The 26,941-nt window shown below is 67.7% G+C and carries 22 protein-coding genes; 12 read left to right on the forward strand and 10 right to left on the reverse strand.

All coding sequences use genetic code 11. From position 1 onward, the window contains the following. Positions 1 to 50: 50 nt before the first annotated feature. Positions 51 to 1,295, reverse strand: a complete 1,245-nt coding sequence (locus ROV93_RS03270) for an SGNH/GDSL hydrolase family protein (RefSeq protein WP_072168306.1) — start codon at positions 1,293 to 1,295, stop codon at positions 51 to 53. 97 nt (positions 1,296 to 1,392) lie between these two features. On the opposite strand from ROV93_RS03270, the gene ROV93_RS03275 reads away from it, so the two are divergent. Next, entirely contained in the window at positions 1,393 to 2,310 is a 918-nt protein-coding gene (locus ROV93_RS03275) for a LysR family transcriptional regulator (protein WP_072168305.1), read from the forward strand. Positions 2,311 to 2,435: 125 nt separating this feature from the next. On the opposite strand, the gene recN is transcribed toward ROV93_RS03275, so the two are convergent. Next, on the reverse strand, positions 2,436 to 4,097 hold the full coding sequence (recN, locus tag ROV93_RS03280) for a DNA repair protein RecN (protein ID WP_072168304.1): 1,662 nt from the start codon (positions 4,095 to 4,097) through the stop codon (positions 2,436 to 2,438). A gap of 115 nt (positions 4,098 to 4,212) precedes the next feature. On the opposite strand from recN, the gene hrcA reads away from it, so the two are divergent. The 4 genes from hrcA to dnaJ all read left to right on the forward strand — a co-directional run bounded on the left by hrcA (position 4,213) and on the right by dnaJ (position 9,239). Next, a complete protein-coding gene (gene hrcA, locus ROV93_RS03285) occupies positions 4,213 to 5,277 on the forward strand; it encodes a heat-inducible transcriptional repressor HrcA (protein ID WP_005416180.1) in 1,065 nt (354 codons plus the stop codon). A gap of 63 nt (positions 5,278 to 5,340) precedes the next feature. Then, entirely contained in the window at positions 5,341 to 5,856 is a 516-nt protein-coding gene (gene grpE / locus ROV93_RS03290) for a nucleotide exchange factor GrpE (protein ID WP_061477936.1), read from the forward strand. Between the two features lie 181 nt (positions 5,857 to 6,037). Continuing rightward, positions 6,038 to 7,960: a molecular chaperone DnaK gene (dnaK, locus tag ROV93_RS03295; RefSeq protein WP_005416183.1), complete on the forward strand. Its 1,923-nt coding sequence runs from the start codon at positions 6,038 to 6,040 to the stop codon at positions 7,958 to 7,960. A gap of 154 nt (positions 7,961 to 8,114) precedes the next feature. Next, positions 8,115 to 9,239: a molecular chaperone DnaJ gene (gene dnaJ / locus ROV93_RS03300; protein WP_072168303.1), complete on the forward strand. Its 1,125-nt coding sequence runs from the start codon at positions 8,115 to 8,117 to the stop codon at positions 9,237 to 9,239. 122 nt (positions 9,240 to 9,361) lie between these two features. On the opposite strand, the gene ROV93_RS03305 is transcribed toward dnaJ, so the two are convergent. Continuing rightward, a complete protein-coding gene (locus ROV93_RS03305) occupies positions 9,362 to 10,159 on the reverse strand; it encodes a helix-turn-helix transcriptional regulator (RefSeq protein WP_065179663.1) in 798 nt (265 codons plus the stop codon). Positions 10,160 to 10,231: 72 nt separating this feature from the next. On the opposite strand from ROV93_RS03305, the gene ROV93_RS03310 reads away from it, so the two are divergent. From ROV93_RS03310 to ROV93_RS03320, 3 genes are all read left to right on the forward strand, one after another. Beyond that, on the forward strand, positions 10,232 to 11,431 hold the full coding sequence (locus ROV93_RS03310; RefSeq protein WP_072168302.1) for an MFS transporter: 1,200 nt from the start codon (positions 10,232 to 10,234) through the stop codon (positions 11,429 to 11,431). Between the two features lie 562 nt (positions 11,432 to 11,993). Then, positions 11,994 to 12,902, forward strand: coding sequence for a pyridoxal kinase (gene pdxY / locus ROV93_RS03315; RefSeq protein WP_061477932.1), 909 nt, complete (start codon positions 11,994 to 11,996; stop codon positions 12,900 to 12,902). Further along, positions 12,899 to 14,023, forward strand: coding sequence for a prephenate dehydrogenase (locus ROV93_RS03320; protein WP_072168301.1), 1,125 nt, complete (start codon positions 12,899 to 12,901; stop codon positions 14,021 to 14,023). The genes pdxY and ROV93_RS03320 overlap by 4 nt, the downstream gene beginning before the upstream one ends. 259 nt (positions 14,024 to 14,282) lie before the next feature. On the opposite strand, the gene ROV93_RS03325 is transcribed toward ROV93_RS03320, so the two are convergent. From ROV93_RS03325 to ROV93_RS03345, 5 genes are all read right to left on the reverse strand, one after another. Beyond that, complete coding sequence (locus tag ROV93_RS03325; RefSeq protein WP_005416191.1) at positions 14,283 to 14,477, reverse strand: hypothetical protein; 195 nt, start codon at positions 14,475 to 14,477, stop codon at positions 14,283 to 14,285. A 70-nt stretch (positions 14,478 to 14,547) separates the two neighbouring features. Continuing rightward, entirely contained in the window at positions 14,548 to 16,320 is a 1,773-nt protein-coding gene (locus ROV93_RS03330; RefSeq protein WP_072168300.1) for an ABC transporter transmembrane domain-containing protein, read from the reverse strand. Continuing rightward, positions 16,313 to 16,909, reverse strand: a complete 597-nt coding sequence (locus ROV93_RS03335) for a YigZ family protein (RefSeq protein WP_072168299.1) — start codon at positions 16,907 to 16,909, stop codon at positions 16,313 to 16,315. The genes ROV93_RS03330 and ROV93_RS03335 overlap by 8 nt, the downstream gene beginning before the upstream one ends. Positions 16,910 to 16,949: 40 nt before the next feature. Continuing rightward, positions 16,950 to 17,939: a hypothetical protein gene (locus ROV93_RS03340; protein WP_072168298.1), complete on the reverse strand. Its 990-nt coding sequence runs from the start codon at positions 17,937 to 17,939 to the stop codon at positions 16,950 to 16,952. Next, the gene (locus tag ROV93_RS03345; protein WP_229298559.1) at positions 17,936 to 18,454 is read right to left on the reverse strand and encodes an RNA polymerase sigma factor; all 519 of its coding nucleotides are present in this window, start codon (positions 18,452 to 18,454) and stop codon (positions 17,936 to 17,938) included. The genes ROV93_RS03340 and ROV93_RS03345 overlap by 4 nt, the downstream gene beginning before the upstream one ends. 247 nt (positions 18,455 to 18,701) lie before the next feature. On the opposite strand from ROV93_RS03345, the gene ROV93_RS03350 reads away from it, so the two are divergent. After that, complete coding sequence (locus tag ROV93_RS03350; protein WP_072168297.1) at positions 18,702 to 21,542, forward strand: EAL domain-containing protein; 2,841 nt, start codon at positions 18,702 to 18,704, stop codon at positions 21,540 to 21,542. 19 nt (positions 21,543 to 21,561) lie between these two features. On the opposite strand, the gene ROV93_RS03355 is transcribed toward ROV93_RS03350, so the two are convergent. Together ROV93_RS03355 and ROV93_RS03360 are read right to left on the reverse strand one after the other, a co-directional pair. Further along, positions 21,562 to 22,155, reverse strand: coding sequence for a TIGR00730 family Rossman fold protein (locus tag ROV93_RS03355; protein WP_005416197.1), 594 nt, complete (start codon positions 22,153 to 22,155; stop codon positions 21,562 to 21,564). A 244-nt stretch (positions 22,156 to 22,399) separates the two neighbouring features. Beyond that, positions 22,400 to 23,896 (reverse strand): aminotransferase class III-fold pyridoxal phosphate-dependent enzyme, encoded by a 1,497-nt coding sequence (locus tag ROV93_RS03360; RefSeq protein WP_180890719.1) that lies wholly within the window; start codon positions 23,894 to 23,896, stop codon positions 22,400 to 22,402. Between the two features lie 210 nt (positions 23,897 to 24,106). On the opposite strand from ROV93_RS03360, the gene queA reads away from it, so the two are divergent. The 3 genes from queA to yajC all read left to right on the forward strand — a co-directional run bounded on the left by queA (position 24,107) and on the right by yajC (position 26,913). Next, on the forward strand, positions 24,107 to 25,174 hold the full coding sequence (gene queA, locus ROV93_RS03365; RefSeq protein WP_072168295.1) for a tRNA preQ1(34) S-adenosylmethionine ribosyltransferase-isomerase QueA: 1,068 nt from the start codon (positions 24,107 to 24,109) through the stop codon (positions 25,172 to 25,174). A 129-nt stretch (positions 25,175 to 25,303) separates the two neighbouring features. After that, on the forward strand, positions 25,304 to 26,434 hold the full coding sequence (gene tgt / locus ROV93_RS03370; protein WP_014646826.1) for a tRNA guanosine(34) transglycosylase Tgt: 1,131 nt from the start codon (positions 25,304 to 25,306) through the stop codon (positions 26,432 to 26,434). Between the two features lie 134 nt (positions 26,435 to 26,568). Then, on the forward strand, positions 26,569 to 26,913 hold the full coding sequence (gene yajC, locus ROV93_RS03375) for a preprotein translocase subunit YajC (RefSeq protein ID WP_005416201.1): 345 nt from the start codon (positions 26,569 to 26,571) through the stop codon (positions 26,911 to 26,913). Positions 26,914 to 26,941 lie beyond the last annotated feature (28 nt).

The raw sequence follows: 26,941 nt of genomic DNA on the forward strand, positions 1-26,941 counted from the left end.
GGCCAGCTGGATGCGACGAAACCCCGGGCCTGGCCGGGGTTTTTCGTTGCTTACGGTAGATCCACGCCATGCGTGGATGGCCCCATGAGCACCTCAAGATCGACCGCCTCGGCCATGGCCCGGTTGCCGGCATCACCCGGGTGGAGGTGGTCGCCGGAGTCGTAGGCGGCGGCCATCCGTGAGGGATCGGCCGGGTCGCGCAGCGCCGCGTCCAGGTCGATCACTGCGTCGAACGGGCTGTCCGTGCGCAGCCAGGCATTGATCCGCTGGCGCAGGGCATCCTTGTCCGGGTGGTAGTAGTCGTCCAGTGGCGTGCCGGGCAGGGCGTCGGCAAACGGCGGCAGGGTGGCGCCAATGATCCGCACGCCACGGCGGCGGGCCTGTTCTGCCAGCGTGCGATACCCCGCCTGCAGTTCGGCCAGCGTGGGCCGGGCCTGGTTCCGGGCGAATGCAGTGCCAGGCCAGCTGATGTCATTGATGCCGATCAGCACGATCACACTGGATACCGCAGGCTGGTCCAGCGCGTCGCGCCGGAAGCGGACCAGGGCGGATTCACCCATGCCGTCGCGCAGCAGCCGCCCCCCGGAAATGCCGGCGTTCACCACGGCTATGCCCCGCGCTGCCAGGCGCGCGGCCAGATGATCGGTCCAGCGCTGGTCCTGGTCGAGGCTGGCGGTGGCACCGTCGGTTATCGAATCCCCGATCACCACCACGCTGCGCGCGTCGGCGCCGGCCTCGACGTCAATTCCGGTCAGCAGCAGGCGGGCGGTGGTGCTGCTGGCTGCGTTCAGGGCCTGGGCCCGGCTCTGGTCGCCGGGGGCGATCCAACTGGTCTGGCGGCCTGCCCAATGGAACGTCTGAACGGTTGCCGGCCCCGGCACAAAGACGCTGACCTGCACTGCCTGGCGGTCATCCGTGGCCAGCGGGAGCGGATCGCTCAGCTGTTCCTCACCGGGCCCGATCAACACCCCGGGCTGGCCGCCGAAGCTGAGCGGTTGCGGGATGGCGCCCGCGCGTGCGGCCACGCTGGCTGCTCCGATCCGCAGCGGCTGGGTGCCGTAGGCATTGCTCAGCCGCACCCGCAGCCGCGGGCCGCCCAGGCTGATGCGCGCCGTCTGGCGGAAGGTCTGGTCCTGCAGTGTGGCCGGGACCAGGGTCGGGAACAGGAAATCCGCGTTCCAGACCGGCTGCGGGCTGGCCTGCCAGCTGGCCACCCAGTGCGGGGCGGATGCGGCACTGGCGGCGCCGGACACGGCGAGCAGGGCGGTGGCGGTGAGCTGGCTCAAGCGGTTCATCGGGCAGTCCCGAGTGGAGGGACCGCCATGGTGATTCCGTGCTTATCTGTGAACTAGACTGCGCATGGACAATCATCTGTGAACTGGATTCATTGCCGTGGCGCGACCTGACATCAACCGATCCGGCGAACTGGAAGTGTTCGTGCGCGTGATCGAGACCGGTGGCTTTTCCGCTGCGGCTCGCACGCTGGACATGACGCCGTCGGCGGTCAGCAAGCTGGTGGCGCGGCTGGAGCATCGGCTGGGCACGCGCCTGCTGCAACGCTCCACCCGCCAGCTGCAGCTGACCCCGGAAGGCTGCGCGTTCTATGAGCGTGGCCTGCGCGTGCTGGCCGACCTGGAGGAGGCCGAGCGTTGTGCCAGCGCCCATGCCGAGCCGCGCGGGCGGCTGCGGGTCAACTCCAACGTGCCGTTTGGCCGCCATTTCCTGTTGCCGCTGCTGCCGGCGTTCCTTGAGCGTAACCCGCAGGTGGGCGTGGACCTGACCCTCAACGACGAGGTGATCGACCTGCTTGAGCAGCGCACCGACGTGGCAGTGCGGGCCGGGCCGCTGAAGAGCTCCAGTCTGGTGGCGCGACGGCTGGGCGCGACGCGGATGATGATCGTGGCTGCACCGGCCTACGCGCAGCGGCACGGGCTGCCACGCACTGCCGAGGAACTGCAGTCGCACAACCGGCTGGACATCGGCCACGCGCGTGCGATGCAGGGGTGGCCGTTGCTGCAGGAGGGGCGCGAGCGGATGCTGCTGCCCAGTGGCAATGCCCGCGCCAGCAACGGCGATGCGCTGCGCCAGCTGGTGCTGGGCGGGCTGGGCATGGCGCGGCTGGCGGCATTCCAGGTGCAGGAGGACATTGCTGCCGGGCGCTTGCTGCCGGTGCTGGAAGAGGCCAATCCCGGTGACCTGGAAGAGGTGCACGCGGTGTTCCTGGGGCAGGGCGGTTACCTGCCGCTGCGGGTGCGCGCGTTCCTCGATTTCCTGGTGGAGAACGTGGATCTGGCGCGGCCACGGGGGTAATGCCGGTCGCTGGCCGGCAACCTCACGATCATCGTCCACCGGTGTTGGGTTGCCGGCCAGCGGCCGGCACTACCGTGCGGGTGGGTTGTAGATCCACGCCATGCGTGGATAACCGTGAACAGGCCTCAGGCCTGCAGCAGCTTGCGGGCGGCGGCGCGCGCTTCCTTGCTCACTTCCACGCCGCCGAGCATGCGCGCCAGCTCTTCCTCGCGCGCCTTGTTGTCCAGCTTTTCCACTGCGCTCTGGGTCATGCCTTCCACCGGGGCCTTGCTGACCCGGTAATGGGCATGGCCCTTGGAAGCGACCTGCGGCAGGTGGGTCACGCACAGTACCTGGCGCTTCTCGCCGAGCGCGCGCAGCTTCTGGCCGACGATGTCAGCCACCGCGCCGCCGATGCCGGAGTCGACCTCGTCAAACACCATGGTCGGCACGGCATCCAGGTCCAGCGCGGCCACTTCGATGGCCAGCGAGATACGTGACAGTTCACCGCCCGAGGCCACCTTGCGCAGGGCGCGCGGCGGCTGGCCGGCGTTGGCCGCCACCAGGAACTCGACGCGCTCGGCACCCTGCGGGTCGGGCTTGCCGCTGTCCTGTGGCTCCAGTTCGATCAGGAACTGGCCGCCGCCCATGCCCAGCTCGGCGATGATGCTGGTGGTGGTGGCCGACAGTTCGGCGGCGGCGCTGCGGCGGCTGGCGGTCAGCACTTCAGCCTGTACGCGCCAGGCGGCGGCGGCCTTGTCGATCTCGCCGGCCAGGCGCTGCAGGCGCTCGTCGGCGCCACGCAGCTGCTCCACTTCGGCATGCATGCGCTCGCGCTGCGCGCCCAGTTCGTCCATCGGCACGCGGTGCTTGCGGGCCAGGTCGTGCAGGCGGCCGAGGCGGCGCTCGTTCTCCTCGAACTGTTCCGGGTCGGCGTCGAGGTCGTCATGCACCCGGTCCAGCAGCGACAGGGCTTCGTGCAGCTGGATCGAGGCGTTCTCGATCAGGCCGTCCACCTCGCCCAGGCGCGGGTCGTGCTCGACCAGCCGCGACAGCTCGTGGCGCACCTGCTGCAGCAGGTCCAGCGCAGAGCTGCCGTCGTCGCCGTTGAGCTGGTTGCTGGCCGCCTGGCAGGCGCTCAGCAGGGCGCTGGCGTGGGCCTGGCGACGGTGGCTGGCGCCAAGCGCGGCAATCGATTCCGGTTCAAGGTCCTCGCGGTCCAGTTCGCGCAGCTGGTGCTCCAGGAAGCCGATCCGGTCACTGACGTCGCCCTGTTGCGACAACGCCAGCGATTCATCGACCAGTGCCTGCCAGGCCGCGGCGGCGTGGCGCACCTGGCGGCGCTCGTTCTCGTTGCCGGCATAGGCATCCAGCAGGGCCAGCTGCGACGGGCGCGCCAGCAGCGCCTGCTGTTCATGCTGGCCGTGGATCTCCACCAGCAGCGAGGCCAGGTCGCCCAGCTGTGCCAGCGTCACCGGGCGGCCATTGATCCAGGCCCGCGAGCCGCCGTCGGCGCGGATCACGCGGCGCAGCTGGCATTGGTCCTCGTCGTCCAGCTCGTTGTCGGCCAGCCACTGCCGGGCGGCCTGCAGCTGCTCGAGCGCGAACTCGGCGGAAAGCTCGGCGCGTGCGGCGCCATGGCGGACCACGCCGCTGTCGGCGCGCAGGCCGGACAGGAAGCCCAGTGCGTCGACCATCAGCGACTTGCCGGCGCCAGTCTCGCCTGAAACCACGGTCATGCCTGGCCCGAACTCCAGTTCGGTGGCGCGGACGACGGCGAAATCCTTGATCGAAAGATGTCTGAGCATGGGTAAGGGGGTGTCAGCAGCCGCGCAACGCTAGCACGCGGGCGCGGGAGGTCCAATGACTTGCCAAGGCGATGCGCCGCCATTATCTAGTGTCCGTGTCTCACAGGTTGATTCCATGCACGGTTCTCCCGACCAGCTTGCCCCGCGTGCGCGCCACCTGCTGCGCACGCTGATCGCGCGATACATCCAGGACGGCGAGCCGGTCGGCTCGCAGACGCTGGCGCGCGTGGCCGGCCTGGAGGTCAGCCCGGCCACCATCCGCAACATCCTGGGCGACCTGGAGGATCTGGGCCTGCTGGCCTCGCCACATACCTCGGCCGGCCGCGTCCCGACCGCGCATGGCTACCGGGTGTTCGTCGACAGCCTGCTGCAGATGCAGCCGCCGGGCGAGGGCGAGCTGGCCCGGTTGCGCCAGGAACTGGCCGGCGGCGGCAGTACCCAGGCCCTGCTCGGCAGCGCCTCGGAGCTGCTGTCGGCGATGAGCCACTTCGTCGGCGTGGTCAGCGCCCCGCGGCGTGAGCAGTTCGCCTTCCGCCAGATCGATTTCGTGGCGCTGGACGGGCGCCGGGTGCTGGCGATCCTGGTATTTGCCGACAACGAGGTGCAGAACCGGGTGATCGAGACCCGGCAGGAGTTTGCGCCAGGCCAGCTGGAGCAGGTCGCCAATTACCTCAATGCGCATTTCGCCGGCCTGCCGATGGCCGAGATCCGTACCCGCCTGCTGCTGGAGCTGCGCGACGCCCGGTCCGAACTGGAGCAGTTGCTGGCCCACAGCATCGAACTGGCCGAGCAGGCCCTGCAGCCGGCGGCCGACGACATGCTGGTGGCCGGGCAGACCCGCTTGATGGGCGTGCAGGACCTGTCCGACCTGGAGCGCCTGCGCGAACTGTTCGAGCTGTTCTCCAGCAAGCGCGAAATCCTGCAGCTGCTGGAGCGGACCATCCAGGCGCCGGGGGTGCGCATCTTCATCGGCGAAGAGACCGGAATGATGCCGCTGCAGGGCGTCTCGCTGGTCACTGCCCCGTATACCGCCAATGGCCAGGTGCTGGGCGTGCTGGGCGTGATCGGTCCCAAGCGGATGGCCTACGACCGGGTGATCCCACTGGTCCAGGCCACCGCCGATGTGCTTGGCGCGGCCTTTTCGCCGGCCGGACGCACGCCGGGAACATCCGACGCTTGAAACGCAGCATCCCGCCCACACTAGGGTGGGTGGAGGCGGAGAGTGACCGCCAGGGACCCAGACATGAACCACGAACATCCAGATATCGAATCCCAGCAGAGTGCCGCCGATGCGGCTGCCACCGCCGGCGTCAACGACGAAGTCGAGCGCCTGCGCGCCGAAGTCGAGCAGGTCAAGGCCGATGCGCTGCGTGAGCGCGCCGACCTGGAAAACCAGCGCAAGCGCGTTGCCCGTGACATCGAGCAGGCCCGCAAGTTCGCCAACGAGAAGCTGCTGGGCGAGCTGTTGCCGGTGTTCGACAGCCTGGATGCCGGCCTGAAGGCCGCCGGCGACGATCCGCACCCGCTGCGCGAAGGCCTGGAGCTGACCTACAAGCAGCTGCTCAAGGTCGCTGCCGACAACGGCCTGGTCCTGCTGGACCCGATCGGCCAGCCGTTCAACCCGGAGCACCACCAGGCCATCAGCCAGGCGCCGACCCCGGGCGCTGCCCCGGGCAGCGTGGTGACCGTGTTCCAGAAGGGCTACCTGCTCAACGAGCGCCTGCTGCGGCCGGCGCTGGTGGTGGTGGCCGCCGACTGACCCTGCCGGGCCGGGCGGCGGGAATGACCTGCGACCCGGCCCGACGCTGAACGCGCCGGGCGACCGGAAACACAGCGTTCGGGAGGTGGCTTGAATGTTCCACGGGCCTCCCCCACATCGTATTCATCCACCGGCCGAACGGCCGGACTGACCCCAACAAGCATCCTCAGGAGTCTCCCCCATGGGCAAGATCATTGGTATCGACCTCGGCACCACCAACTCGTGCGTGGCGATCATGGACGGCGGCAAGGCCCGCGTCATCGAGAATTCGGAAGGCGATCGCACCACCCCGTCGATCGTCGCTTACACCAAGGACGGCGAAGTCCTGGTCGGTGCCTCGGCCAAGCGCCAGGCCGTGACCAACCCGAAGAACACCTTCTACGCGGTGAAGCGCCTGATCGGCCGCAAGTTCACCGATGGCGAGGTGCAGAAGGACATCGCCCACGTCCCGTACAGCATCCTGGCCCATGACAATGGCGATGCCTGGGTCGCCACCAGCGACGGCAAGAAGATGGCCCCGCAGGAAATCTCGGCCAAGGTGCTGGAGAAGATGAAGAAGACCGCCGAGGACTTCCTCGGTGAGAAGGTCACCGAAGCGGTCATTACCGTGCCGGCCTACTTCAACGACAGCCAGCGCCAGGCGACCAAGGACGCCGGTCGCATCGCCGGCCTGGACGTCAAGCGCATCATCAACGAGCCGACCGCGGCTGCGCTGGCCTACGGCCTGGACAAGGGCGACAACAAGGATCGCAAGATCGTGGTGTACGACCTGGGCGGCGGCACCTTCGACGTCTCGGTGATCGAGATCGCCAATGTCGACGGCGAGAAGCAGTTCGAAGTGCTGGCCACCAACGGCGACACCTTCCTGGGTGGCGAAGACTTCGACAACCGCGTCATCGAGTACCTGGTTGAAGAATTCAACAAGGACCAGGGCATCGACCTGCGCAAGGATCCGCTGGCCCTGCAGCGCCTGAAGGATGCTGCCGAGCGCGCCAAGATCGAGCTGTCCAGCGCCCAGCAGACCGAAGTGAACCTGCCGTACGTCACCGCTGACGCGTCGGGTCCGAAGCACCTGAACATCAAGCTGACCCGCGCCAAGCTGGAAGCACTGGTGGACGACCTGATCAAGAAGTCGATCGAGCCGTGCCGCGTCGCCCTGAACGATGCCGGCCTGCGTTCGAGCGACATCAGCGAAGTGATCCTGGTCGGCGGCCAGACCCGCATGCCGAAGGTGCAGCAGGCGGTGACCGAGTTCTTCGGCAAGGAACCGCGCAAGGACGTCAACCCGGACGAAGCCGTGGCACTGGGTGCGGCGATCCAGGGTGGCGTGCTGGGCGGCGACGTCAAGGACGTGCTGCTGCTGGACGTGACCCCACTGTCGCTGGGTATCGAAACCATGGGTGGCGTGTTCACCAAGATCATCGAGAAGAACACCACCATCCCGACCAAGGCCTCGCAGGTGTTCTCCACCGCCGAGGACAACCAGTCGGCCGTGACCGTGCACGTGCTGCAGGGTGAGCGCGAACAGGCCCGCTTCAACAAGTCGCTGGCCAAGTTCGACCTGTCCGGCATCGAGCCGGCCCCGCGTGGCCTGCCGCAGGTGGAAGTGTCCTTCGACATCGACGCCAACGGCATCCTGCACGTGTCGGCCAAGGACAAGAAGACCAACAAGGAACAGAAGGTCGAGATCAAGGCCGGTTCGGGCCTGTCCGAGGAAGAGATCGCGCGCATGGTCGCCGACGCGGAAGCCAACCGCGAGGAAGACAAGAAGTTCCAGGAACTGGTGCAGGCCCGCAACCAGGCCGACGCCCTGATCCACGGCACCCGCAGCGCCATCACCGAGCACGGCAGCAAGGTCGGCGGCGATGTCATCGGCAAGGTCGAGGCGGCGCTGGCCGACCTGGAAACCGCGATGAAGGGCGACGACAAGGCACAGATCGAAGCCAAGTCGAAGGCACTGGAAGAAGCTGGCCAGTCGCTGTTCGCCGCTGCTTCGGCCGACCAGGGCGGTGCCCCGGGTGCCGACGCCGGCAATGCCGGCAAGGCGCAGGATGACGTGGTCGACGCTGAGTTCACCGAAGTCAAGGACGACAAGAAGTCCTGATCCGGACCGACGCGGGACGCTGGCCACCAGCGTCCCGTTGTCGCATCAGGGTCCTGACCGCCCACCGGCGTGTCGGGGCGCCCGACGCAAGAGCGGACCTGGTTCCGCTCTTCCGCTTTGACGAATCCCGACTTTCCGGAACCCGATTCACGATATGAGCAAGCGCGATTACTACGAAGTGCTGGGCGTTGCCCGCACCGCCACCGACGACGAGCTGAAGAAGGCGTACCGTCGCTGCGCGATGAAGTTCCATCCGGACCGCAACCCGGGTGATGCGGCGGCCGAGGCCTCCTTCAAGGAGTGCAAGGAAGCCTACGAAGTGCTGTCCGACGGCAACAAGCGCCGCATGTACGACAGCCACGGCCACGCCGCGTTCGAGCACGGCATGGGCGGCGGCGGCCCGGGCGGCCCGGACATGAACGATATCTTCGGCGATATCTTCGGCAACATCTTTGGCGGTGGCGGCGGTGGTCCGCGCCAGGCCCGTCGCGGCGCCGACATCGGCTACGTGATGGAGCTGGATCTGGAAGAGGCCGTGCGCGGCGTCGAGCGCCGCATCGAGATTCCGACCCTGGCCGAGTGCGGCGACTGCGATGGCAGTGGCTCCGAGGACGGCAAGGTCGAGACCTGCAACGTGTGCCATGGCCGCGGCCAGGTGCGCATCCAGCGCGGCATCTTCGCCATGCAGCAGGCCTGCCACAACTGCGGCGGCCGTGGCCAGATCATCGCCAAGCCCTGCAAGACCTGCCACGGCAACGGCCGCGTCGAGGAAGACAAGGTGCTGTCGGTGAAGGTGCCGGCGGGCGTCGATACCGGTGACCGCATCCGCCTGCAGGGCGAGGGTGAAGCCGGGCCGGCCGGTACGCCGCCGGGCGACCTGTACGTGGAAGTGCGCGTGCGCGAGCATGCGATCTTCCAGCGCGATGGCGACGACCTGCACTGCGAAGTGCCGATCCGCATCTCGCAGGCGGCACTGGGTGACACCGTGCGCGTGGCTACCCTCGGCGGCGAAGCGGAGATCCGCATTCCGGCCGAGACCCAGACCGGCAAGCTGTTCCGCCTGCGCGGCAAGGGTGTGCGTTCGGTGCGCAGCCGCAGCGAAGGCGACCTGTATTGCCGCGTGGTGGTGGAGACTCCGGTCAACCTCACCACCGAACAGCGCAAGCTGCTGGAGCAGTTCGAAGCCACCTTCGTCGGCGAGGAAGCGCGCAAGCATTCGCCGAAGTCGGCCACCTTCATCGACGGCGTGAAGGGCTTCTGGGACCGGATGACGTCCTGAGTTTTTCAACCGAAGCGTTAAGCGGAAGCGCCGGGCCATGCCCGGCGTTCTCGTTTGCGATCTGCGATGGTTTCCGCCGGGCATGCGCCGCGATGGTGGATCCACGCCATGCGTGGACGGCGTTACCGGAAAAACGCCGCAGGTGTCTGCCCCAGCTGGCGCTTGAACATGCTGGTGAACGCGCTGGGGCTGTCGTAGCCCGTCGCCAGCGCGACATCGATGACCTTGTCACCGACCGCCAGCCGTTCCATCGCGGCCAGCAGCCGTGCCTGCTGCCGCCACTGGCCGAAGGTCATGCCCAGCTCGGTGGCGAAGCGCCGCTGGATGGTTTTCACGTCCACCTCCAGCGCCTGTGCCCAGTCCTGCAGTGTGGCGTCGTCGCCGGGGTGCTTCTGCAGGTGTTGGCAGATCCGCAGCAGGCGCGGGTCGCTTGGCGCAGGCAGGTGCAGAGGCAGCACGTCCATGCGATGCAGTTCGTCCAGCAGAAGGCGCACCACGCGGCCATCGCGGCTGTCCTCGATGTGCTCGCCCTTGACCAGCGTGGCGGCCTGCAGCAGCTCGCGCAGCAGGGGCGACACCTGCACCGCGAACGGCTCGGTCGGCAGGTGCGGGGCAAACGGCGGGTCGATGTACAGGCTGCGCATGTGCACGGCGGCGATGCAGTCCACCGCGTGCACCATGCCGGCCGGCATCCAGATCGCGCGGTTCGATGGCACCACCCAGCGCCCGACTTCCGACCGCACCACCATCAGGCCGGAGATGGCGTAGACCAGCTGGTGGCGCTGATGCTTGTGACCAGGGATGTGGGTACCTACGGGGTACTGGGTGACCCGATAGGTGACCGGGCGATGCAGTGGAACCTCCCGCCAGGGCGCGGCCGGATCGACGTCACTGGCTATGTCCTTTTTGCGATAGGGCATGACCTGAACGCGGCAGAAGGGAGGGAAGGGCAACCGTAGCATGCGGGGCTCGCCCCCAACCTGACTGCGTCCATGTCCACCCTGGCTTCTCCCGCAACGACCTCACGCCCGGCGGCCCCCGGCGTGCTGGCCGCCATTTCCACCTCGCACGTCGTCAACGACATGATGCAGTCGCTGATCCTGGCCATCTATCCGGTGATCAAGGGTGGCTTCAGTCTCAGCTTCACCCAGATCGGCCTGATCACGTTGACCTATCAGCTCACTGCGTCGATCTTCCAGCCGTTGATCGGTGTAGCCACCGACCGCCGCCCGGCACCGTATTCGCTACCGATCGGCATGGCCTCGACCTTGTGCGGCATGCTGCTGCTCGGCTTCGCGCCGAACTACGCGATGGTGCTGCTGGCAGCGGCAATGGTCGGCATCGGCTCGGCGATCTTCCATCCGGAGGCCTCGCGCATCGCGCGGCTCGCCTCGGGCGGCCGTCATGGCTTCGCGCAGTCGGTGTTCCAGGTGGGGGGCAATTTCGGTACCGCGTTGGGCCCCCTGATTGCGGCGGCAGTGATCGTGCCGTACGGCCAGCATGCCGCGTCGTGGTTCGCAGGCGCGGCCCTGATCGGCATCGCGCTGCTGACCTATGTCGGCCGCTGGTACGCGCTGCATCTGGGCACGCCGCGCCCAGCCAGTACCGCCTCGATGGCGCCGCGCCATCCACCACGCACGGTGGCCAAGGTGCTGGCGATCCTGCTGGTGCTGATCTTCAGCAAGTACTTCTACATGGCCAGCATCGGCAGCTACTTCACCTTCTACCTGATCCACCATTTCGGCATCCCGGTGGCGCAGGCGCAGCTGCACCTGTTCGCGTTCCTGGTGGCGTCCGCCGCTGGCGGCTTCCTCGGCGGCCCGTTGGGTGACCGGATCGGCCGCAAGCCGATCATCTGGACCTCGATCCTCGGCGTGGCGCCGTTTGCGTTGATGCTGCCGCATGCCGATCTGCTGTGGACCACGGTGCTCGCGGTACTGATCGGCTTCGTGCTGTCCTCGGCATTCTCGGCCATCGTGGTGTACGCGCAGGAGATGATGCCGCACCGCATCGGCATGGTGTCCGGCCTGTTCTTCGGTTTCGCGTTCGGTATGGGCGGGCTGGGTGCCGCCGTGCTCGGCCTGTTGGCGGACAGGACCAGCATCGAGTACGTCTACCAGCTGACCGCGTTCCTGCCGTTGCTGGGCATCGTGGCGGCGTGGCTGCCGCCGTCGCGGCCTGCTGCTCGCTGAGGGGGTTGGGTTGCAGGGCTTGCAGCCCTGCACCCGCAGAGGCAACGGCAACAGCCGAAGCGCGCTATCCGTGGATTGGCGGGGTGGGTCCGGTTGCGGGGGACGCCGTGAATACGTCCCTGCAGGCTCGGTCGCGCCATCCATGGCGCTCACGCCCCCGCAACCGGACCCACCCCGCCTTCGACAGTTTCCTGCGATTTGTCGGAACGGTGTACTGCTCTGGTAGGTGTCGACCTTGGTCGACACGGTAGACCCATGCCATGCGTGGATGAATTCATTTGATATCTGACAGATGTGTCTACCAAGGTCGACACCCACCAACAGCCGCAGTTACCAACAGCCGCGTGAACCTGTCGAAGGCGGGGCGGTGTCGGAGTGCGGGGTGTCAGCCGCATGGATGCGGCTGCCAAGCCTACAGGGACGTACTTGCGGCGTCCCCGCATTCCGACACCGCCCCGCTACCCCACGGATAGCTCGCTTTTGCCGTTGCCGTTACTTGCAGCTTCGGCATGTGCAGGGCTGCAAGCCCTGCCGAAAACCCCCTTGGGCGTAGAATGCGACCATGAGCGAATCCCTTGATAACCACCTGGTCCACGGCCGCCGCCAGCGGCCCGACGGCCCGTCGCCGATCGATGTCATCTCGGTCCAGTCGCAACTTGTCTACGGCCACGCCGGCAACAGCGCTGCCGTACCGCCGATGCGCGCGCTGGGCGTGCGCGTGGCAAGCATTCCGACGGTGCTTCTCAGCAACGCGCCGTTCTACGACACCACGCGTGGCCGCGTGCTGCCGGCTGACTGGTTCGCCGACCTGCTGCTGGGCACCCACGAACGCGGCCTGCCGCAGCGGGCGAAGATGCTGGTCTCCGGCTACTTCGGCAGCACCGCCAACGGTGCCGCCTTCGCAGACTGGCTGGACGACATCCTGCCGGGCTGCCCGCAGCTGCGCTATTGCCTGGACCCGGTGATTGGCGACACGCACACCGGCCCCTACGTGGAACCCGGGCTGGAAGCGATCTTCGCCGAGCGCCTGCTGCCGCATGCCTGGCTGGTGACGCCCAACGCTTTCGAACTGAATCGCCTGACCGGCATGCCGGCGCTGGCCGAGGCCGATGCCCTCGCCGCCGCGCGCACGCTGCTGGATCGCGGCCCGCATTGGGTGATCGCGCACAGCGTGGGCGGCACCCCGGGTGAACTGGTGACCCTGGCCGTCGGCCGCGAGGAAACCTGGCGCTGGACCTCGCCGCTGCTGCCGGTGGACGTGGCCGGTACCGGCGATGTGCTGATGTCGCTGGTGGTGTCGTTCCTGCTGCGCGGCGAATCGATGCAGCAGGCGATTTCGCGTGCGATTGCCGGCACCCATGCGGCGCTGGAGGCGACCCTGGACAACGGCTTCGAGGAATTCGACGTGGTCGCCGCCGCGCCGGCGGCGCTGGCCGAAGGAATGCGCTTCCGCGCCGAACGCGTGGCATGAGCGGCCTGGACCCACGCACGCCGCGCACGGTCGGCATCATCGGCAGCGCTGGCGCCTACGGGCGCTGGCTGACCCGCTTCTTCCAGCAGCACCTGCAGCTGCAGGTGATCGGCCACGATCCGGCCGACCGAGGTTCGCACACGCCGGAACACCTGCTGGCGCAGGCCGATGTGCTGGTGTTCTCGGCACCGATCCGGCACACGCCGGCGTTGATCGCCGAGTACGTGCGGCAATCGGCGGGCCGCGAGCAGGGCAGGCTGTGGCTGGATGTGACCTCGGTAAAGGAGGCGCCGGTGCAGGCGATGCTGGCCTCGCAGGCCGAAGTGGTTGGCCTGCACCCGATGACCGCACCACCGAAGGCGCCGACCCTGAAGGGGCGGGTGATGGTGGTCTGCGAAGCGCGGCTGCAGCTCTGGCAGGCGTGGGTCGATACGCTGTGCGCCGCGCTGCAGGCCGAGTGCGTGCGGGCCACGCCGCAGCACCACGACCAGATGATGGCGCTGGTGCAGGCGATGGTGCATGCCACCCATCTGGCCCAGGCCGGCGTGTTGCGCCAGTACCAGCCGCAGCTGGGCGATCTGGCTGCGATGATGCCGTACCGTTCGGCATCGTTCGAGCTGGATACGGCGATCATTTCGCGCATCCTGTCGCTCAACCCGGCGATCTACGAAGACATCCAGTTCGGCAACCCGTATGTGGCGCCGATGCTGGAGCGGCTGGTGGGCCAGCTGCAGGCCCTGCAGGCGCAGGTCGGGCAGGGGGACGACGGTGCACGTGATGCCTTCCGCGAGCAGCTCCTGTCGGCCAATCGCAGTGCTTTCGGTGAGCAGGCGCTGGCGGACGGCAACCATACGTTCGAACGCGTGGGCTATCTGCTGGCCGATCTGACCGAGCGCAACGCGCTGTCGGTGCACCTGCCGGAAGACCGGCCGGGCTCGCTGCGTGAGCTGCTGAATGTATTCGAGCAGCATCGCATCAGCCTGGCCTCGATCCATTCCTCACGTACGCCCGGCGGCGAAGTGCACTTCCGCATCGGGTTCATCGCCGGCAGTGATCCGGCCGCGATCACCCGGGCGGCTGCGGAAGTGGATGCCAGCGGCATCGGGCGGGTGCTCGGCTGACCACATTCATCCACAGGTGGTGTGGATGGATCCTGAGCAAATGTGTGGATAACCTCGCTCAGCCCTTGCTGGCAAAGGCTGTCAAGATACCTGGCGAAAAATTGGCCACGCTTCTTTGTTGGGTCGAGCCATGCTCGACTCCTTTTGGCGACAAGCGTGTCGACCCAGGTCGACACCTACCAGAGCGGAGGATGGAGATCCGGTAGCGCGAGCGCGGAGCAGCACGAATGCGGTAGCGCCGGGCCATGCCCGGCGAACCTCAAATCGTCAACCGCAGTTCACCACCACTGGTGGTGAACTCGCGTCCATTGCGCACCAGCTGGCGCCCGTCATCCAGCTCATAGCGCGGCGTGGCTTCGGAGTGGTGCCCGCTGCCGTTCGCCTCGGGCTTGAATTCGATGATGATGTGGCTTTCGCCATTACTGTCGACGGCGGGGAACTGACGGAACGACATCGCGTACCTCCTTCAGCGGATGCTGCGGGTGCGCGGCCAGCTTGGTCTTGCCGATGTTAGCCGGCCGTCATCAATCGATGAACTGCAGTCGGGCCAGTTCAGCGTACAGTCCGCCTTCGGCCAGCAGCTGCGCATGGGTACCTTCGGCGACGATACGGCCCTGGTCCATCACCACGATGCGGTCGGCCTTGAGCACGGTGGCCAGGCGGTGGGCGATGACCAGCGTGGTGCGACCGGCCATCAGCCGCTCAAGTGCCTGCTGCACGCCATGCTCGCTCTGCGCATCCAGCGCGCTGGTGGCTTCGTCCAGCAGCAGGATCGGCGCATTCTTCAGCAACGCGCGGGCGATCGCCACGCGCTGTTGCTGGCCACCGGACAGGCGCGCACCGCGTTCGCCCAGTTCACTGTCGTAGCCTTGCGGCAATGCTCGCAGGAAGCCATCGGCCTCTGCTGCACGTGCGGCGTCCTCGACCTCGGCGTCGCTGGCCTGCAGCCTGCCGTAGCGGATGTTGTCGCGTGCACTGGCTGCGAACAGCGTCGGCTGCTGCGGTACCAGTGCCAGCTGCGCGCGCAGCTCGGCCGGATCGACCTGGCGCACGTCGATGCCATCCACGCAGATGCGGCCGCTGGCCGGATCGTGGAAGCGCAGCAGCATGGACAGCACCGTGCTCTTGCCTGCGCCCGACGGGCCGACCAGGGCCACGGTCTCACCCGGGCGGACATGCAGATTGAAGTGGTCCAGCGCGGCCTGGTCCGGGCGCTGCGGGTAGTGGAACACCACGTCGTCGAACTGGATTTCGCCGCGTAGCGGTTGCGGCAGTGCATGTGGCTGCGCGGGCGCACGGATCTCGATGTCTTCCTGCAGCAGCTCGCTGATACGGCCCATGCCACCGGCCGCACGCTGCAGCTCGTTCCACACTTCGGCCAGGGCGCCCACCGAGCCGCCGCCGATCAGCGCGTACAACACGAACTGGCCCAGCGTGCCGGCACTGAGGCGGCCGTCGATGACATCGTGCGCGCCCAGCCACAGCACGCCAACGATGGCGCCAAATACCAGCAGGATGGCGCTGGCGGTAACCAGTGATTGCGCACCGATGCGCCGGCGTGCGGCACCGATGGCATCGCCCAGCGCCTTGTCAAAGCGCCCGCGCTCATAGGGCTCGCGCGCATGCGCCTGCACCGTGCGCACGGCGCCCAGCGTCTCGCTGGCCAGGCTGTTGGCATCGGCGATGCGGTCCTGGCTGCTGCGCGCAACCGTGCGCAGCTTGCGCGCGCCGATGATGATCGGCAGCACCGCCAGCGGGATGCCGAGCAGTGACCACGCGGCCAGCCGCGGGCTGGTGACGAACAGCATCGCCAGGCTGCCGACCACGGTGACGCTGCTGCGCAGGGCGACCGACATGGTCGAACCGACCACGCTGCGCAGCAGTTCGCTGTCGGCGGTCAGGCGCGAGACCAGTTCGCCGCTGCGGCTGCGGTCGTGGAAACCGGCGCCGAGCTGGATCAGGTGTGCGTACAGGCGGCTGCGCAGGTCGGCGACGACCTTCTCGCCCAGCAGCGACACGAAGAAGAACCGTGCGGCCGTCGCCAGTGCCAGCACCACCGCCACCAGCATCAGCAGGGCGAAGGCACGGTTGATCTGGCCACCGCTGGTGAAGCCGTGGTCGATCATCTGCTTCACGGCGGGGGGCAGGCTCAGCGTGGCGGCCGAAGAGACCGCCAGGGCCAGCAGCCAGGCGGTGAACAACCCGCTATGGCGGCGCACGAACGGCCACAACGTCCGCAGGCTGCCGAGGCGGCGCAGCGGCGGGGTCGAGGCAGGGGCGTCGTCCTTGTCAGTCATCCTGGGTGTCGTCTTGTATGCGGATACGGTCACGGGTGGCGTCGCGCAGGCGGATTTTCAATGCATCGACCTGATCGGCCGGCAATTCGGCCCGCAGGCACACGCCGTTGGCATCGAACCGTTCATCGAGCTTCCCGGCGCCGAAGGCGGGCAGGGTGGCGTGCAGGGTGCCCAGGTCCTCGAAGCCGGCCAGCAGCTGCAGCCGGGCCATCGCCACCAGGGGCAGGCGGGGGGCGGTGCGCAGGCACTCGGCGGCAGCGCCACCGTAGGCGCGCACCAGTCCACCGGCGCCCAGCTTGATGCCGCCGAACCAGCGCGTCACCACCACCATCACGCGGTCGAACCCCTGGCCATCGATCGCCGCCAGGATCGGTCGTCCGGCCGTTCCGGCGGGCTCGCCATCGTCGCTGGAGCGGTAGTCCTGGCCGTACCGGTAGGCCCAGCAGTTGTGGGTCGCGTCGGCTGCTGCAACCTGCTGCAGGATCGCCATGGCCGCTGCGGCGCTGTCGATCGGCGCAGCATGGGCGATGAAACGACTGTGTTTGACTTCCAGCGTGTGGCTGACAGGCTGGGCGAGGGTATCGAGCATTCCCGTCATTCTACGGGGTCGCCGGAGATCACGTTCTGCTTCAGTCGTCCAGCAACGGGCGCAGGTCGCGCGGCAGGCGGGCTTCCGGATACTGTTGCACGTAGCGCTCCAGGCTGGCGCGGGCCAGATCGCGCTGGCCATCGTCGCGACGCGCGCGGATTTTCTGCAGCCACTGCCGGCGCGGCAGTCGCGCGTCTGCGTCCACCTCGGCCTGCACGGCATCCGCGCTCAGGCCCGCATCGCTGCCGCGGCGCATGACGCCCGGTGCGGAACGGCTGGGCGCCTCACGCTTCATCGAGGTGATCTCCACCCGATCCAGCGCCTGCGCCCGCTCGGCCTCGGTGGCATTGGCTGCCGGTGCCGCCGCCGTGCGTGCTTTCATTGCCCCGGACGCTGCTGGCGCGAATGCCGGTGCGGGTGCCGAGTAGGCGGTCGGTGCAGGTGGCGCGGGCGGTGCTGCAGCCGGAGCGGGCGGGAGCGTCGTAAAGGAGGTGTCGGCGGCCGCATCCGCAGCCATGGATCGTGCGGCCTGGGCCGGCACTTCAGCGGTCTTGGCCGGCGCAGGCTTGTGCGCACGCGCGATGGCCGGTGCCGGGGCAGCGGAAACAGGGGCGGACTCGGGTGCTGCCGGCGCAGCGGCTGGTTCCGCAACCGCCACTGCGCTGTGGGCCGAACCACTTCCAGCGGCCTGATCGGCAGTCGCGACGTCTTCTGCCGCAGCCGGTGCTGCGGCAACAGCAGTCTCGCCCGCCGGAACCGGCGGCGGTTCAGGACGCAGCTGCCAGGCGATGCCGATGGCGAACACCATCGAAGCGGCGATGCCGAACACCGCTGGCCAACGCGGGCCTGTGCGCTGCTTGCGCGGCGCCTCGGGAGAGGCGGCAACATCTGTACCCGGAGCGTCCACGGCGGCACGCGCCGCAGCCAGGATGGCGGCGTCCAGTGCGGCCGGTGGTGCCTGCTCGGCGCGACGGCCGAGCAGCCGGGCCAGCTCGCGTTCTTCCGGCGTCAGCGGTTCGTCTCGGTTCATGCGTTCAATCCCGCACGCAGCTTGTCCATCGCATAGCGCAGCCGCGATTTCACGGTTTCCCGGCCTACGCCGGTGATCTGGCCGATCTCCTCCAGGCTCAGTTCCTGATCCAGCCGCAATTGCAGCACTTCGCGCTGCTCCGGCGGCAATTGCTCCATCGCCAGCTGGATGCGGCGACGTTGTTCGAATTCGGAAAGTTCGGCTTCCGGGGTCTGCCCGTCCTCGATCGCGGCCAGGCGCAGGTCGGCGTCGGCCGGCGCGGCAGGGCGATGGCGGGCGGCGCGCCAATGGTCGTTCAGGCGGTTGTGGGCGATGCGGAACAGCCAGGTGCTGAACGCCGCTTCGGGCTGCCACCCGGCACGGGCGCTGATCACCCGCTGCCAGACGTCCTGGAAGATCTCCTCGGCCAGCGCGTTGTCGCGCAGTTGGCGCAGCAGGAAGCCGAACAGTCGTTTGCGATGGCGCGCATACAGGCTTTCGAACGCGTGCAGGTCGCCGCCGGCCCAGGCCAGCATCAAGGCTTCATCGGTTGGCAGTGCGCTGGCTTCCACGGCGTACAGGGTAAGGCCTGCAGGCGATGGCGCATAGCCGGTGGCAGGGGCGGGCAGGGCGAGGGTCATGGCTCGGAAGGGGCTGCGGACAGCAGGAAAAACGTACGGGCGCACGATTCGGGGTTTACGGGCTTCCATTGCCCCCCGGGTGGCGCGCTATGCTCGGCGGCTCAGGGGAGGCGACGCATAGACGGCGCCAAGAGATTGTCATTTGTCCACGCATGCTGAACCGGCGGAAGAGCCACCACACGAGGCCGTGCTGAGCACGGCGCTGGTGCGCGCGTTGCATGCGCTTTTGCCGGAAACGGCTGTGGTCCGCGTCGGCTGGGACGACCCGCAGCTCGGGCGGGGTCAGGACGGGTGGCCGGCCGATGGGGCGGCAGGCGCGTTCACTGCGCCGGGCATCGGCGACGGCTGCCATGGCTGGGAACATGACGGTGCACGCCTGCAGCTGTCGGTGGAAGGCGCCGTGCCTTCCGCGGCGTGGTGGGGGCTGGCCCGTCAGGCCATGGAACTGGCACTGCAGCGTGGCCGCCAGGCCGGGCAGATCAAGGCGCTGGAAGAGGCTGAACGGTTGCAGCAGGCGCTGTTCCAGATCGCCGATCTGGCCGGCGCCGATCTGGAGATGTCGGAGATGCTGCGTCACGTGCACGGCGTGCTCGGCACGCTGATGTATGCGGAGAACTGCTACATCGTTGAGTACGATGATGTGCGTGACCAGATCCGCTTCCTGTACTTCGCCGACCAGGTCGACGATTTCGTCGCCGACCCGTCGCAGAGCCATGACGCCGCCGAGATGCCGCGCAGCCTGACCGTCGCGCTGCTGCGCCACGGCAAGCCGCTCAGCGGACCCTCGCGCGAACTTCTGGCACGCGTGGTCGAGCAGGAGCACGACCCGCAGCGTGGCCCCGAGAGCCTGGACTGGCTGGGTGTGCCGATGCTGCGCGATGGCCGGGTATGCGGCGCAATCGTGGTGCAGAGCTATGAGCTGGCGGCCCGTTATGGCGAGGCCGAGCGGGCGTTGCTGGGCTTTGTCGCGCAGCACGTGCAGACTGCGATGGATCGGCGCCAGGCGCAGGTCCGGCTGGAGCAACAGGTGGAGCGGCGCACGCTGGAACTGCAGCGTGCCAACCGCAGCCTGCAGGATGAAGTGGCGGAGCGCCGGCGCGCCGAGCAACTGCAGACCGCGCTGTACAACATTGCCGAAATGGCGATGTCGGCCGACAGCCTGGCCCAGTTCTACGGGCAGGTGCATGGCGTGGTCGGGCGCCTGCTCGATGCGCGCAACTTCTATATCGCGCTGGTGAACGGAAGCGGCAACGGCCTGGACTTCGTCTATTCGGTGGACGAGCACAATGCCAGCCGTGCACCTCGTCCGTTCAGTCGCGGCCTGACCGAATACGTGGTGCGCAACCGGCGGCCCCTACTGGCCTCACGCGCCCAGATCGATGCGCTGCTGGCCAGTGGCGAGGTGCGTGAATCCGGCGCGCGCTCGCATTGCTGGCTGGGCGTGCCGCTGCTGCGCGATGACGAGGTGGTCGGTGCGATCGTGGTGCAGAGTTACAGCGAGAACAGTACGTTCAGCGTGCACGATCAGCGGCTGCTGACGTTCGTTGCGCAGAACATCGGAACCGGGTTGGCGCGCCAGCGCGACCAGCAACGGCTGCGTTTGGCGCATGCCGAACTTGAAAAGCGCGTGGAGGAACGCACGCGTGAGCTGGCCGAGGTCAACGAGAAGTTGCTCGGCCAGATCGGCGAGCGCCTGCGGGCCGAGCAACGCCTGACCCATCAGGCCATGCACGATGCGCTGACCGGCCTGCCCAACCGGCTGCACCTGCTCGATCGCCTGCAGGATGCGCTGGCGCTGGCCAAGCGCGAGGGTGGGCCGGTGTTCGCCGTGCTGTTCCTCGACCTGGATCGCTTCAAGCTGGTCAACGACAGCATCGGCCACGCCGCGGGTGACCGCATGCTGGTGGAGGTCGCCAAGCGCATCGTATCGATGGCCGGCGCCGATGACGTGGTGGCACGGCTGGGCGGTGATGAATTCGCGGTGCTGCTGCAATGCCCGCAGGGCCTGGCACAGGCGCTGGATTTCGGCCAGCGCTTGTTGCTGGCATTGCAGGAATCGATATGGATCGCCGGCCGCGAGCTGTTCCCGTCCGGCAGCCTGGGTATCGCGTTGTGGAATCCGCGCTACCGTACCGGCGAGGAACTGCTGCGTGATGCGGATGCGGCGATGTACCGGGCCAAGGCACAGGGCCATGACCGCTGCGCGATCTTCGACGAGGACATGCGTGAACAGGCCATGCGCAGCCTCGACCTGGAAGCCGATCTGCGCCGCGCAATCAACAACCGTGATTTCGTTCCGTTCTTCCAGCCGATCGTGCGCCTGTCCGATGGCGAAGTGGTGGGACATGAGGCATTGCTCCGCTGGCAGCACGAGCGTCGTGGCCTGCTGTTGCCCGGCGCGTTCCTGGAGCTGGGAGAGGAAAGTGGCCTGATCGAACAGGTCGACTGGCTGATCTACGAGCAGGTCATCGCGCGCCTGGCCGAAGGTGGGCAGAGCTATGTCTCGGTGAACGTTTCGCCGCGCCATTTCCGCTCGGCCGAGTTCAGCGACCGCCTGTTCGGCCTGCTCGACGCGTGTGGCGCCGATCCGCGCCGGCTGCGGCTGGAGATTACCGAGGTCGCGCTGCTGGACGATGCGCCGCACACGCTGCGCATCCTGCAGGGCCTGCGCGAGCGTGGCATCCAGGTGCAGCTGGACGACTTTGGTACCGGCTTCTCTGCGCTGTCCTACCTGCACCGATTCCCGATCAGTACATTGAAGATCGACCAGAGTTTCATCGCCGGCCTGCACGGGCCGGAAGTGCAGAGCACGCGCGCGCTGGTCGAAGGCGTGCTGTCACTGGCCCGCACTCTGGGCATCGAAACCATTGGCGAAGGCATCGAGACCGAGGCGCAGCGGCAGACACTGCGCGAACTCGGTTGCGACTATGGCCAGGGCTACCTGCTGGGCCGTCCCGCACCGTGGGCGCGGACGCTGGCGTGAGCCACCGCGACGGTTCACTTCAGCGCAGAGCCGAGCGACGTTTCTCGTCGATCCACTTCGAGGCCTGCGCCGGCTGGTAGTTCTGCATCCACACCAGCATTTCCTCGATGTCCGAGCCGTACCAGAGGTCCTGGCGCTGGTCCGGATGCAGGAAACGCTCTTCCACCATGCGGTCGATCATGCCGATCAGCGGCGCGTAGAAACCTTCCACATCGAGGAACGCGCACGGCTTGTTGCCGATGCCCAGCTGGCGCCAGGTCAGCATCTCGAAGATCTCTTCCATGGTGCCGAAGCCACCGGGCAGGGCAACGAAGCCATCGGCGAGGTCGAACATGCGCGACTTGCGCTCATGCATCGAGCCGACGATCTCCAGTTCGGTCAGGCCGCGGTGGGCCACTTCCCAGTCGGCCAGCTGGCGCGGGATCACGCCGGTCACCTCGCCGCCAGCGGCGAGCACGGCGTTGGCCACGGTGCCCATCAGGCCAACGTTGCCGCCGCCATACACCAGGCGCAGGCCATCGCGGGCGATGCGATCACCCAGGGCAATGGCGCGTTCGGTGTAGGCCGGCTTGCTGCCAGCGTTGGAACCACAGTACACACAGATCGATTTCATGGATCTTCTGTCTCTTGACCGGAAACGAAAACGCCCCGTCACCGACCGCAAGGCGGTCAGAGACGGGGTGCCCTTGGATTATGAGCCCTTCTGTAGCCATGCTCGGCTGCTCTTCGTTCAGATCGCGGCAAAGGCCAGCCGAGCAAGGGCTATGCCGGTCGTCCTGGCCGGCACCCTTCGGGCCGTCGCCAGCGACGTTGGCAGCGGCTCCTGCCGCTGCCTTTGGCTCTACGCAAGCGGCGGCTTACGCCGCCGCAGCCTGCTCGCGGCGCGGGCCTTCACGCAGGGCGCGGCCGACCATGCCCACCAGCAGGTCCAGCTCCTCGCTGTCCATGCCGAAGTGCGGGGTGAAGCGCAGCGAGTTTTCGCCGCCATGGATCACGTTGATGCCGTGCTGGCGCAGCCATTCCTCGGTGGAGTTGGCGCCGTAGCACTTGAACTGCGGGGCCAGCTCGCAGGAGAACAGCAGCCCGGTGCCCTGCACCTTGGTGATCAGCCCGCCCAGCTCGTTCTTCAGCTGTTCCAGCTTGCGCACGGCCTCGGCACCACGTTCGGCGATGTTGGCGCGTACCTGTGGGGTCAGCTGGGCCAGGGTGGCGCAGGCCACGTCCAGCGCACGCGGATTGCTGGTCATGGTGTTGCCGTAGATGCCCTTGCGGTACAGCTGCGCGGCGTGCTCGGTCACCGCCAGCACCGACAGCGGGTACTGCGCGGCGTTGAGCGCCTTGGAGTAGGTCTCCATGTCCGGCGGGTCAAGCCCTTCGAAGCCCGGGTAGTCGACCACCGACAGCACGCCATGCGCACGCAGGCCGGCCTGGATCGAGTCCAGCAGCAGCAGGCTGCCGTGTGCACGCGTCAGCTCACGGGCAACGGCATAGAACGACGGCGGCACCGAACGGCCCGGGTCACCTTCGCCCATCACCGGTTCGAGGAACACCGCTTCGATGAACCACTGGTTGCGCGCGGCATCCTCGAACACCTTGCGCAGGCCGGCCTCATCGTACGGCGCCACGGTGATCACCGAGTCCTCGCCCCGGTAGCTGGCCAGGTGCTGCATGTAGCTCTTGCGGCTGGAATCCGAATAGAGGGCAGGGCGGTCGGTACGGCCATGGAAGCTGCCCTTGACCACCACGCGCTTGATCGCAGCGCCGGCGTGACGTGCACCCGGATCGGTCTGCAGCTTGGCGTTGACGTCGGCGATGCGCGCGGCCAGGCCGACGGCTTCGGAGCCGGAATTCAGGCACATGAAACGGGCGAACGGGCAGCCGCCACGGCGGTGGCCGATCTCGGCGCGCAGGGCGGTGATGAAGCGCTGCTGCGACAGGCTGGGGGTCATGATGTTGGCCATCACCTGTGGGCGCGCCATGGCTTCCAGCACGGCGTCCGGGGTGTGCCCGAAGCCGAGCATGCCGTAGCCGCCGGCGTCGTACAGCACGGCGCCCTTCAGGGTGACCACCCATGGGCCGCGCGCGGCCAGCGCCACGTAGGGGGTCACCGCGTCATCGGCATAGAAATTGACGAATCCGTCCTGCATCGCGTCGATCTGTGCCTGTTCGTCCTGCGCCAGCAGCGGCCCCAGGTCGGCCTGCACGCGCGCGAATTCCTCGGCGGCGGCGTCCACTGCGGCGATCAGCTGCGGGTGGTTGGCGGACAGGGCGGTCAGGGTGGCATCGTCCAGGCCGGTGGTGAGGCGGGTGCCGGGCTGGTTGCGCAGGGGGGCGAGGCGTTTGATGAAGCTCATTGCAGATCTCCTGAAACAATGGGTCGCACGGGCCATCAAAAGCAAAACGCGCGTCATCACGCGCGCTTGGGGCAGGCTCGTGCAGCGGACTTCCGGTTCGATGCTAGCACTTGTTTTTTTGCGCGATAACCCCGCAGAAACCTGCTGCATAGCAGCATTTTGCGCGACGTTCGCCGCGAAGTGCGCCGGCTCGCAGACGCTGGACGTACAATGCGCGCCATTGTCGACCTGTTGCCGCCCACCGCCTTGAAGAAGTCCGATTTCCATTACGACCTGCCGGCTGAACTGATCGCGCAGGCTCCCTTGGCCGAACGTTCCGCCAGCCGCCTCCTGGTGGTACCGCCGGCGCCCGGTGCCTTCACCGACCTGCAGGTGCGCGACCTGCCGTCGCTGCTGCAGCCGGGCGACCTGCTGGTGTTCAACGACACCCGGGTGATTCCGGCGCGCCTGTTCGGGCAGAAGGCCAGCGGCGGCCGCGTGGAGATCCTGATCGAGCGCCTGCTCGGCGCTCAGCAGGCGCGTGCGCAGGTCGGCGCCAGCAAGTCGCCGAAGGCCGGCAGCCGCATCGCGCTGGATGCCGGTGGCGAAGCCGAGGTGCTGGGCCGCGATGGCGAGTTCTACGTGCTGCAGTTCCATGTGCCGGAGTCGCTGGAGCAGTGGCTGCTGCATGCCGGCCGCCTGCCGTTGCCGCCCTACATCCAGCGCGAACCGGGCGTGGACGACCGCGAGCGCTACCAGACCGTGTTCGCGCGCGAAGTGGGCGCGGTGGCGGCACCGACCGCCGGCCTGCATTTCGACGAACCGCTGCTGGCGGCGCTGAAGGACAAGGGCGTGGAGTTCGGCCACGTCACCCTGCACGTGGGCGCGGGCACCTTCCAGCCGGTGCGCGCCGATGACCTGAAGGACCACGTGATGCACCGCGAGTGGCTGAACGTCGGCGCCGAGCTGGTGCAGCAGGTGCGGCGCACGCGCGCGGCCGGTGGCCGGGTGATCGGCGTCGGCACCACCGTGGTGCGCGCGCTGGAAAGCGCGATGCGCGATGGCGAACTGCTGCCGTTCGCCGGCGAGACCCAGATCTTCATCACCCCGGGCTACCGCATACGCAGCGTCGACGCGATGGTGACCAATTTCCACCTGCCCGAAAGCACGCTGCTGATGATGATCTCGGCGTTTGCAGGCAAGGACCGCGTGTTCGAGGCCTACCGGCACGCGATCGAGCAGCGCTACCGCTTCTTCAGCTACGGCGACGCGATGCTGCTGTTCCCGCAGGCGGGCTGAGCAGGCAGGGCACCTTGGGAGGGCAGAGCGCCTGGGAAGCCGGGGTACTTATGGGTGCGTGGGTGCGCACCTTGGTGCGTACGCCTTCTTGGGAGACAATAGACAACTATTTGCCCGAATGACCGCTCCATGTCCCGACTGCAGTTCCAGCTCCAGACCCGCGACGGCCGTGCCCGCCGTGGCCGCCTGACCTTCCCGCGTGGCACGGTGGAAACGCCGGCCTTCATGCCGGTGGGGACCTATGGCTCGGTCAAGGGCATCCTGCCGGACCAGGTGCGGGCGCTGGGCGCCGAGATCATCCTCGGCAACACCTTCCACCTGTACCTGCGCCCGGGCCTGGACATCATCGCCGACCACGGCGGGCTGCACGGCTTCTGCCGCTGGGATGGCCCGATCCTGACCGACTCCGGTGGTTTCCAGGTGTTCTCGCTGGCCCATCGACGCAAGATCACCGAGCAGGGCGTGACCTTTGCCTCGCCCACCGACGGCGCCCGCGTGTTCCTCGGTCCCGAGGAGAGCATGAAGATCCAGAAGGTGCTCGATTCGGACATCGTGATGATCTTTGACGAGTGCACCCCGTACCCCGCCACCGAAGACGTTGCCCGCCGTTCCATGGAGCTGAGCCTGCGCTGGGCCCAGCGCAGCCGCAACGCGCATGACGAGCTGGGCAACGACGCGGCCTTGTTCGGCATCGTCCAGGGGGGCGTGCACACCGACCTGCGCAGCCGCTCGGCCGACGCCCTGCAGGCGATCGGCTTCGACGGCTACGCCATCGGCGGCCTGGCCGTGGGCGAGCCGGAGCACGAGCGCAATGCCATGCTCGACCACCTGGATCCGGAGCTGCCGGGCGACCGGCCGCGTTACCTGATGGGCGTGGGCCGACCGGAGGACCTGGTCGAGGGCGTGGCGCGCGGCGTGGACATGTTCGACTGCGTGATGCCGACCCGTAATGCGCGCAACGGCCACTATTTCACCTCGTTCGGCACCGTTCGCATCCGCAATTCCCAGTACGCGCGGGACATGGACCCGATCGAGCCGGGCTGCGGCTGCGTGGCCTGCACCGGCGGTTACACCCGGTCCTACCTGCGCCACCTGGACCGCTGCAACGAGATGCTGGCGCCGATGCTGGGCACCCTGCACAACCTGTTCTATTACGAAAAGCTCATGGCCGACATCCGTGCCGCGATCGAGGCGGGAACCTTCCTGGCCTTCCGCGAGTCCTTCTACGCGGCACGCGGAGCGGTGGCCCCGCCGCTGTAACCCCGACGCCCCCCTGCCGAACGGCCCAAGGACGAACGCCCGGGGCCGTGGCATACTTCAAGGCTGACCCAGATCCGCGGTCGACACCCCCGCCCCTCAAGGGACGGGAGCGCCGCCCAACCAAAGGACCAACGATGAACCTGCTTGCTTTCCTGATTCCCGCCGCCCACGCCCAGGCCGCCGGCGGCCAACCGCAGGGCATGGGCCTGACCACGCTGCTGTTCCCGATCATCCTGATCGCCATCATGTACTTCCTGATGATCCGCCCGCAGATGAAGCGGCAGAAGGAGCACAAGGCCATGCTGGAGAAGATCAAGCGCGGCGATGAAGTGCTGACCAACGGCGGCATCGCCGGCAAGGTCACCGACATTGGCGACCACTTCATCACCGTCGAAGTGGCCGACAACGTGCGCATCCGCGTGCAGAAGGGCGCTGTCGGCAGCGTGCTGCCGACCGGCACCCTGGATTCGGCCAAGTAAGCCACTCCCTTTCCGAAGCACAACCGCG

The sequence above is a fragment of the Stenotrophomonas maltophilia group sp. msm4 genome, assembly GCF_032025605.1.
GTDB lineage: Bacteria > Pseudomonadota > Gammaproteobacteria > Xanthomonadales > Xanthomonadaceae > Stenotrophomonas > Stenotrophomonas sepilia.

Coding starts and splice junctions, on each gene's coding strand:
- ROV93_RS03270 (WP_072168306.1), bottom strand. CDS start 1,295: ATGAACCGCTTGAGCCAGCTCACCGCCACCGCCCTGCTCGCCGTGTCC.
- recN (WP_072168304.1), bottom strand. CDS start 4,097: ATGCTCAGACATCTTTCGATCAAGGATTTCGCCGTCGTCCGCGCCACC.
- hrcA (WP_005416180.1), top strand. CDS start 4,213: ATGCACGGTTCTCCCGACCAGCTTGCCCCGCGTGCGCGCCACCTGCTG.
- grpE (WP_061477936.1), top strand. CDS start 5,341: ATGAACCACGAACATCCAGATATCGAATCCCAGCAGAGTGCCGCCGAT.
- dnaK (WP_005416183.1), top strand. CDS start 6,038: ATGGGCAAGATCATTGGTATCGACCTCGGCACCACCAACTCGTGCGTG.
- dnaJ (WP_072168303.1), top strand. CDS start 8,115: ATGAGCAAGCGCGATTACTACGAAGTGCTGGGCGTTGCCCGCACCGCC.
- ROV93_RS03305 (WP_065179663.1), bottom strand. CDS start 10,159: ATGCCCTATCGCAAAAAGGACATAGCCAGTGACGTCGATCCGGCCGCG.
- ROV93_RS03310 (WP_072168302.1), top strand. CDS start 10,232: ATGTCCACCCTGGCTTCTCCCGCAACGACCTCACGCCCGGCGGCCCCC.
- pdxY (WP_061477932.1), top strand. CDS start 11,994: ATGAGCGAATCCCTTGATAACCACCTGGTCCACGGCCGCCGCCAGCGG.
- ROV93_RS03320 (WP_072168301.1), top strand. CDS start 12,899: ATGAGCGGCCTGGACCCACGCACGCCGCGCACGGTCGGCATCATCGGC.
- ROV93_RS03325 (WP_005416191.1), bottom strand. CDS start 14,477: ATGTCGTTCCGTCAGTTCCCCGCCGTCGACAGTAATGGCGAAAGCCAC.
- ROV93_RS03330 (WP_072168300.1), bottom strand. CDS start 16,320: ATGACTGACAAGGACGACGCCCCTGCCTCGACCCCGCCGCTGCGCCGC.
- ROV93_RS03335 (WP_072168299.1), bottom strand. CDS start 16,909: ATGCTCGATACCCTCGCCCAGCCTGTCAGCCACACGCTGGAAGTCAAA.
- ROV93_RS03340 (WP_072168298.1), bottom strand. CDS start 17,939: ATGAACCGAGACGAACCGCTGACGCCGGAAGAACGCGAGCTGGCCCGG.
- ROV93_RS03345 (WP_229298559.1), bottom strand. CDS start 18,454: ATGCTGGCCTGGGCCGGCGGCGACCTGCACGCGTTCGAAAGCCTGTAT.
- ROV93_RS03355 (WP_005416197.1), bottom strand. CDS start 22,155: ATGAAATCGATCTGTGTGTACTGTGGTTCCAACGCTGGCAGCAAGCCG.
- ROV93_RS03360 (WP_180890719.1), bottom strand. CDS start 23,896: ATGAGCTTCATCAAACGCCTCGCCCCCCTGCGCAACCAGCCCGGCACC.
- queA (WP_072168295.1), top strand. CDS start 24,107: ATGCGCGCCATTGTCGACCTGTTGCCGCCCACCGCCTTGAAGAAGTCC.
- tgt (WP_014646826.1), top strand. CDS start 25,304: ATGTCCCGACTGCAGTTCCAGCTCCAGACCCGCGACGGCCGTGCCCGC.
- yajC (WP_005416201.1), top strand. CDS start 26,569: ATGAACCTGCTTGCTTTCCTGATTCCCGCCGCCCACGCCCAGGCCGCC.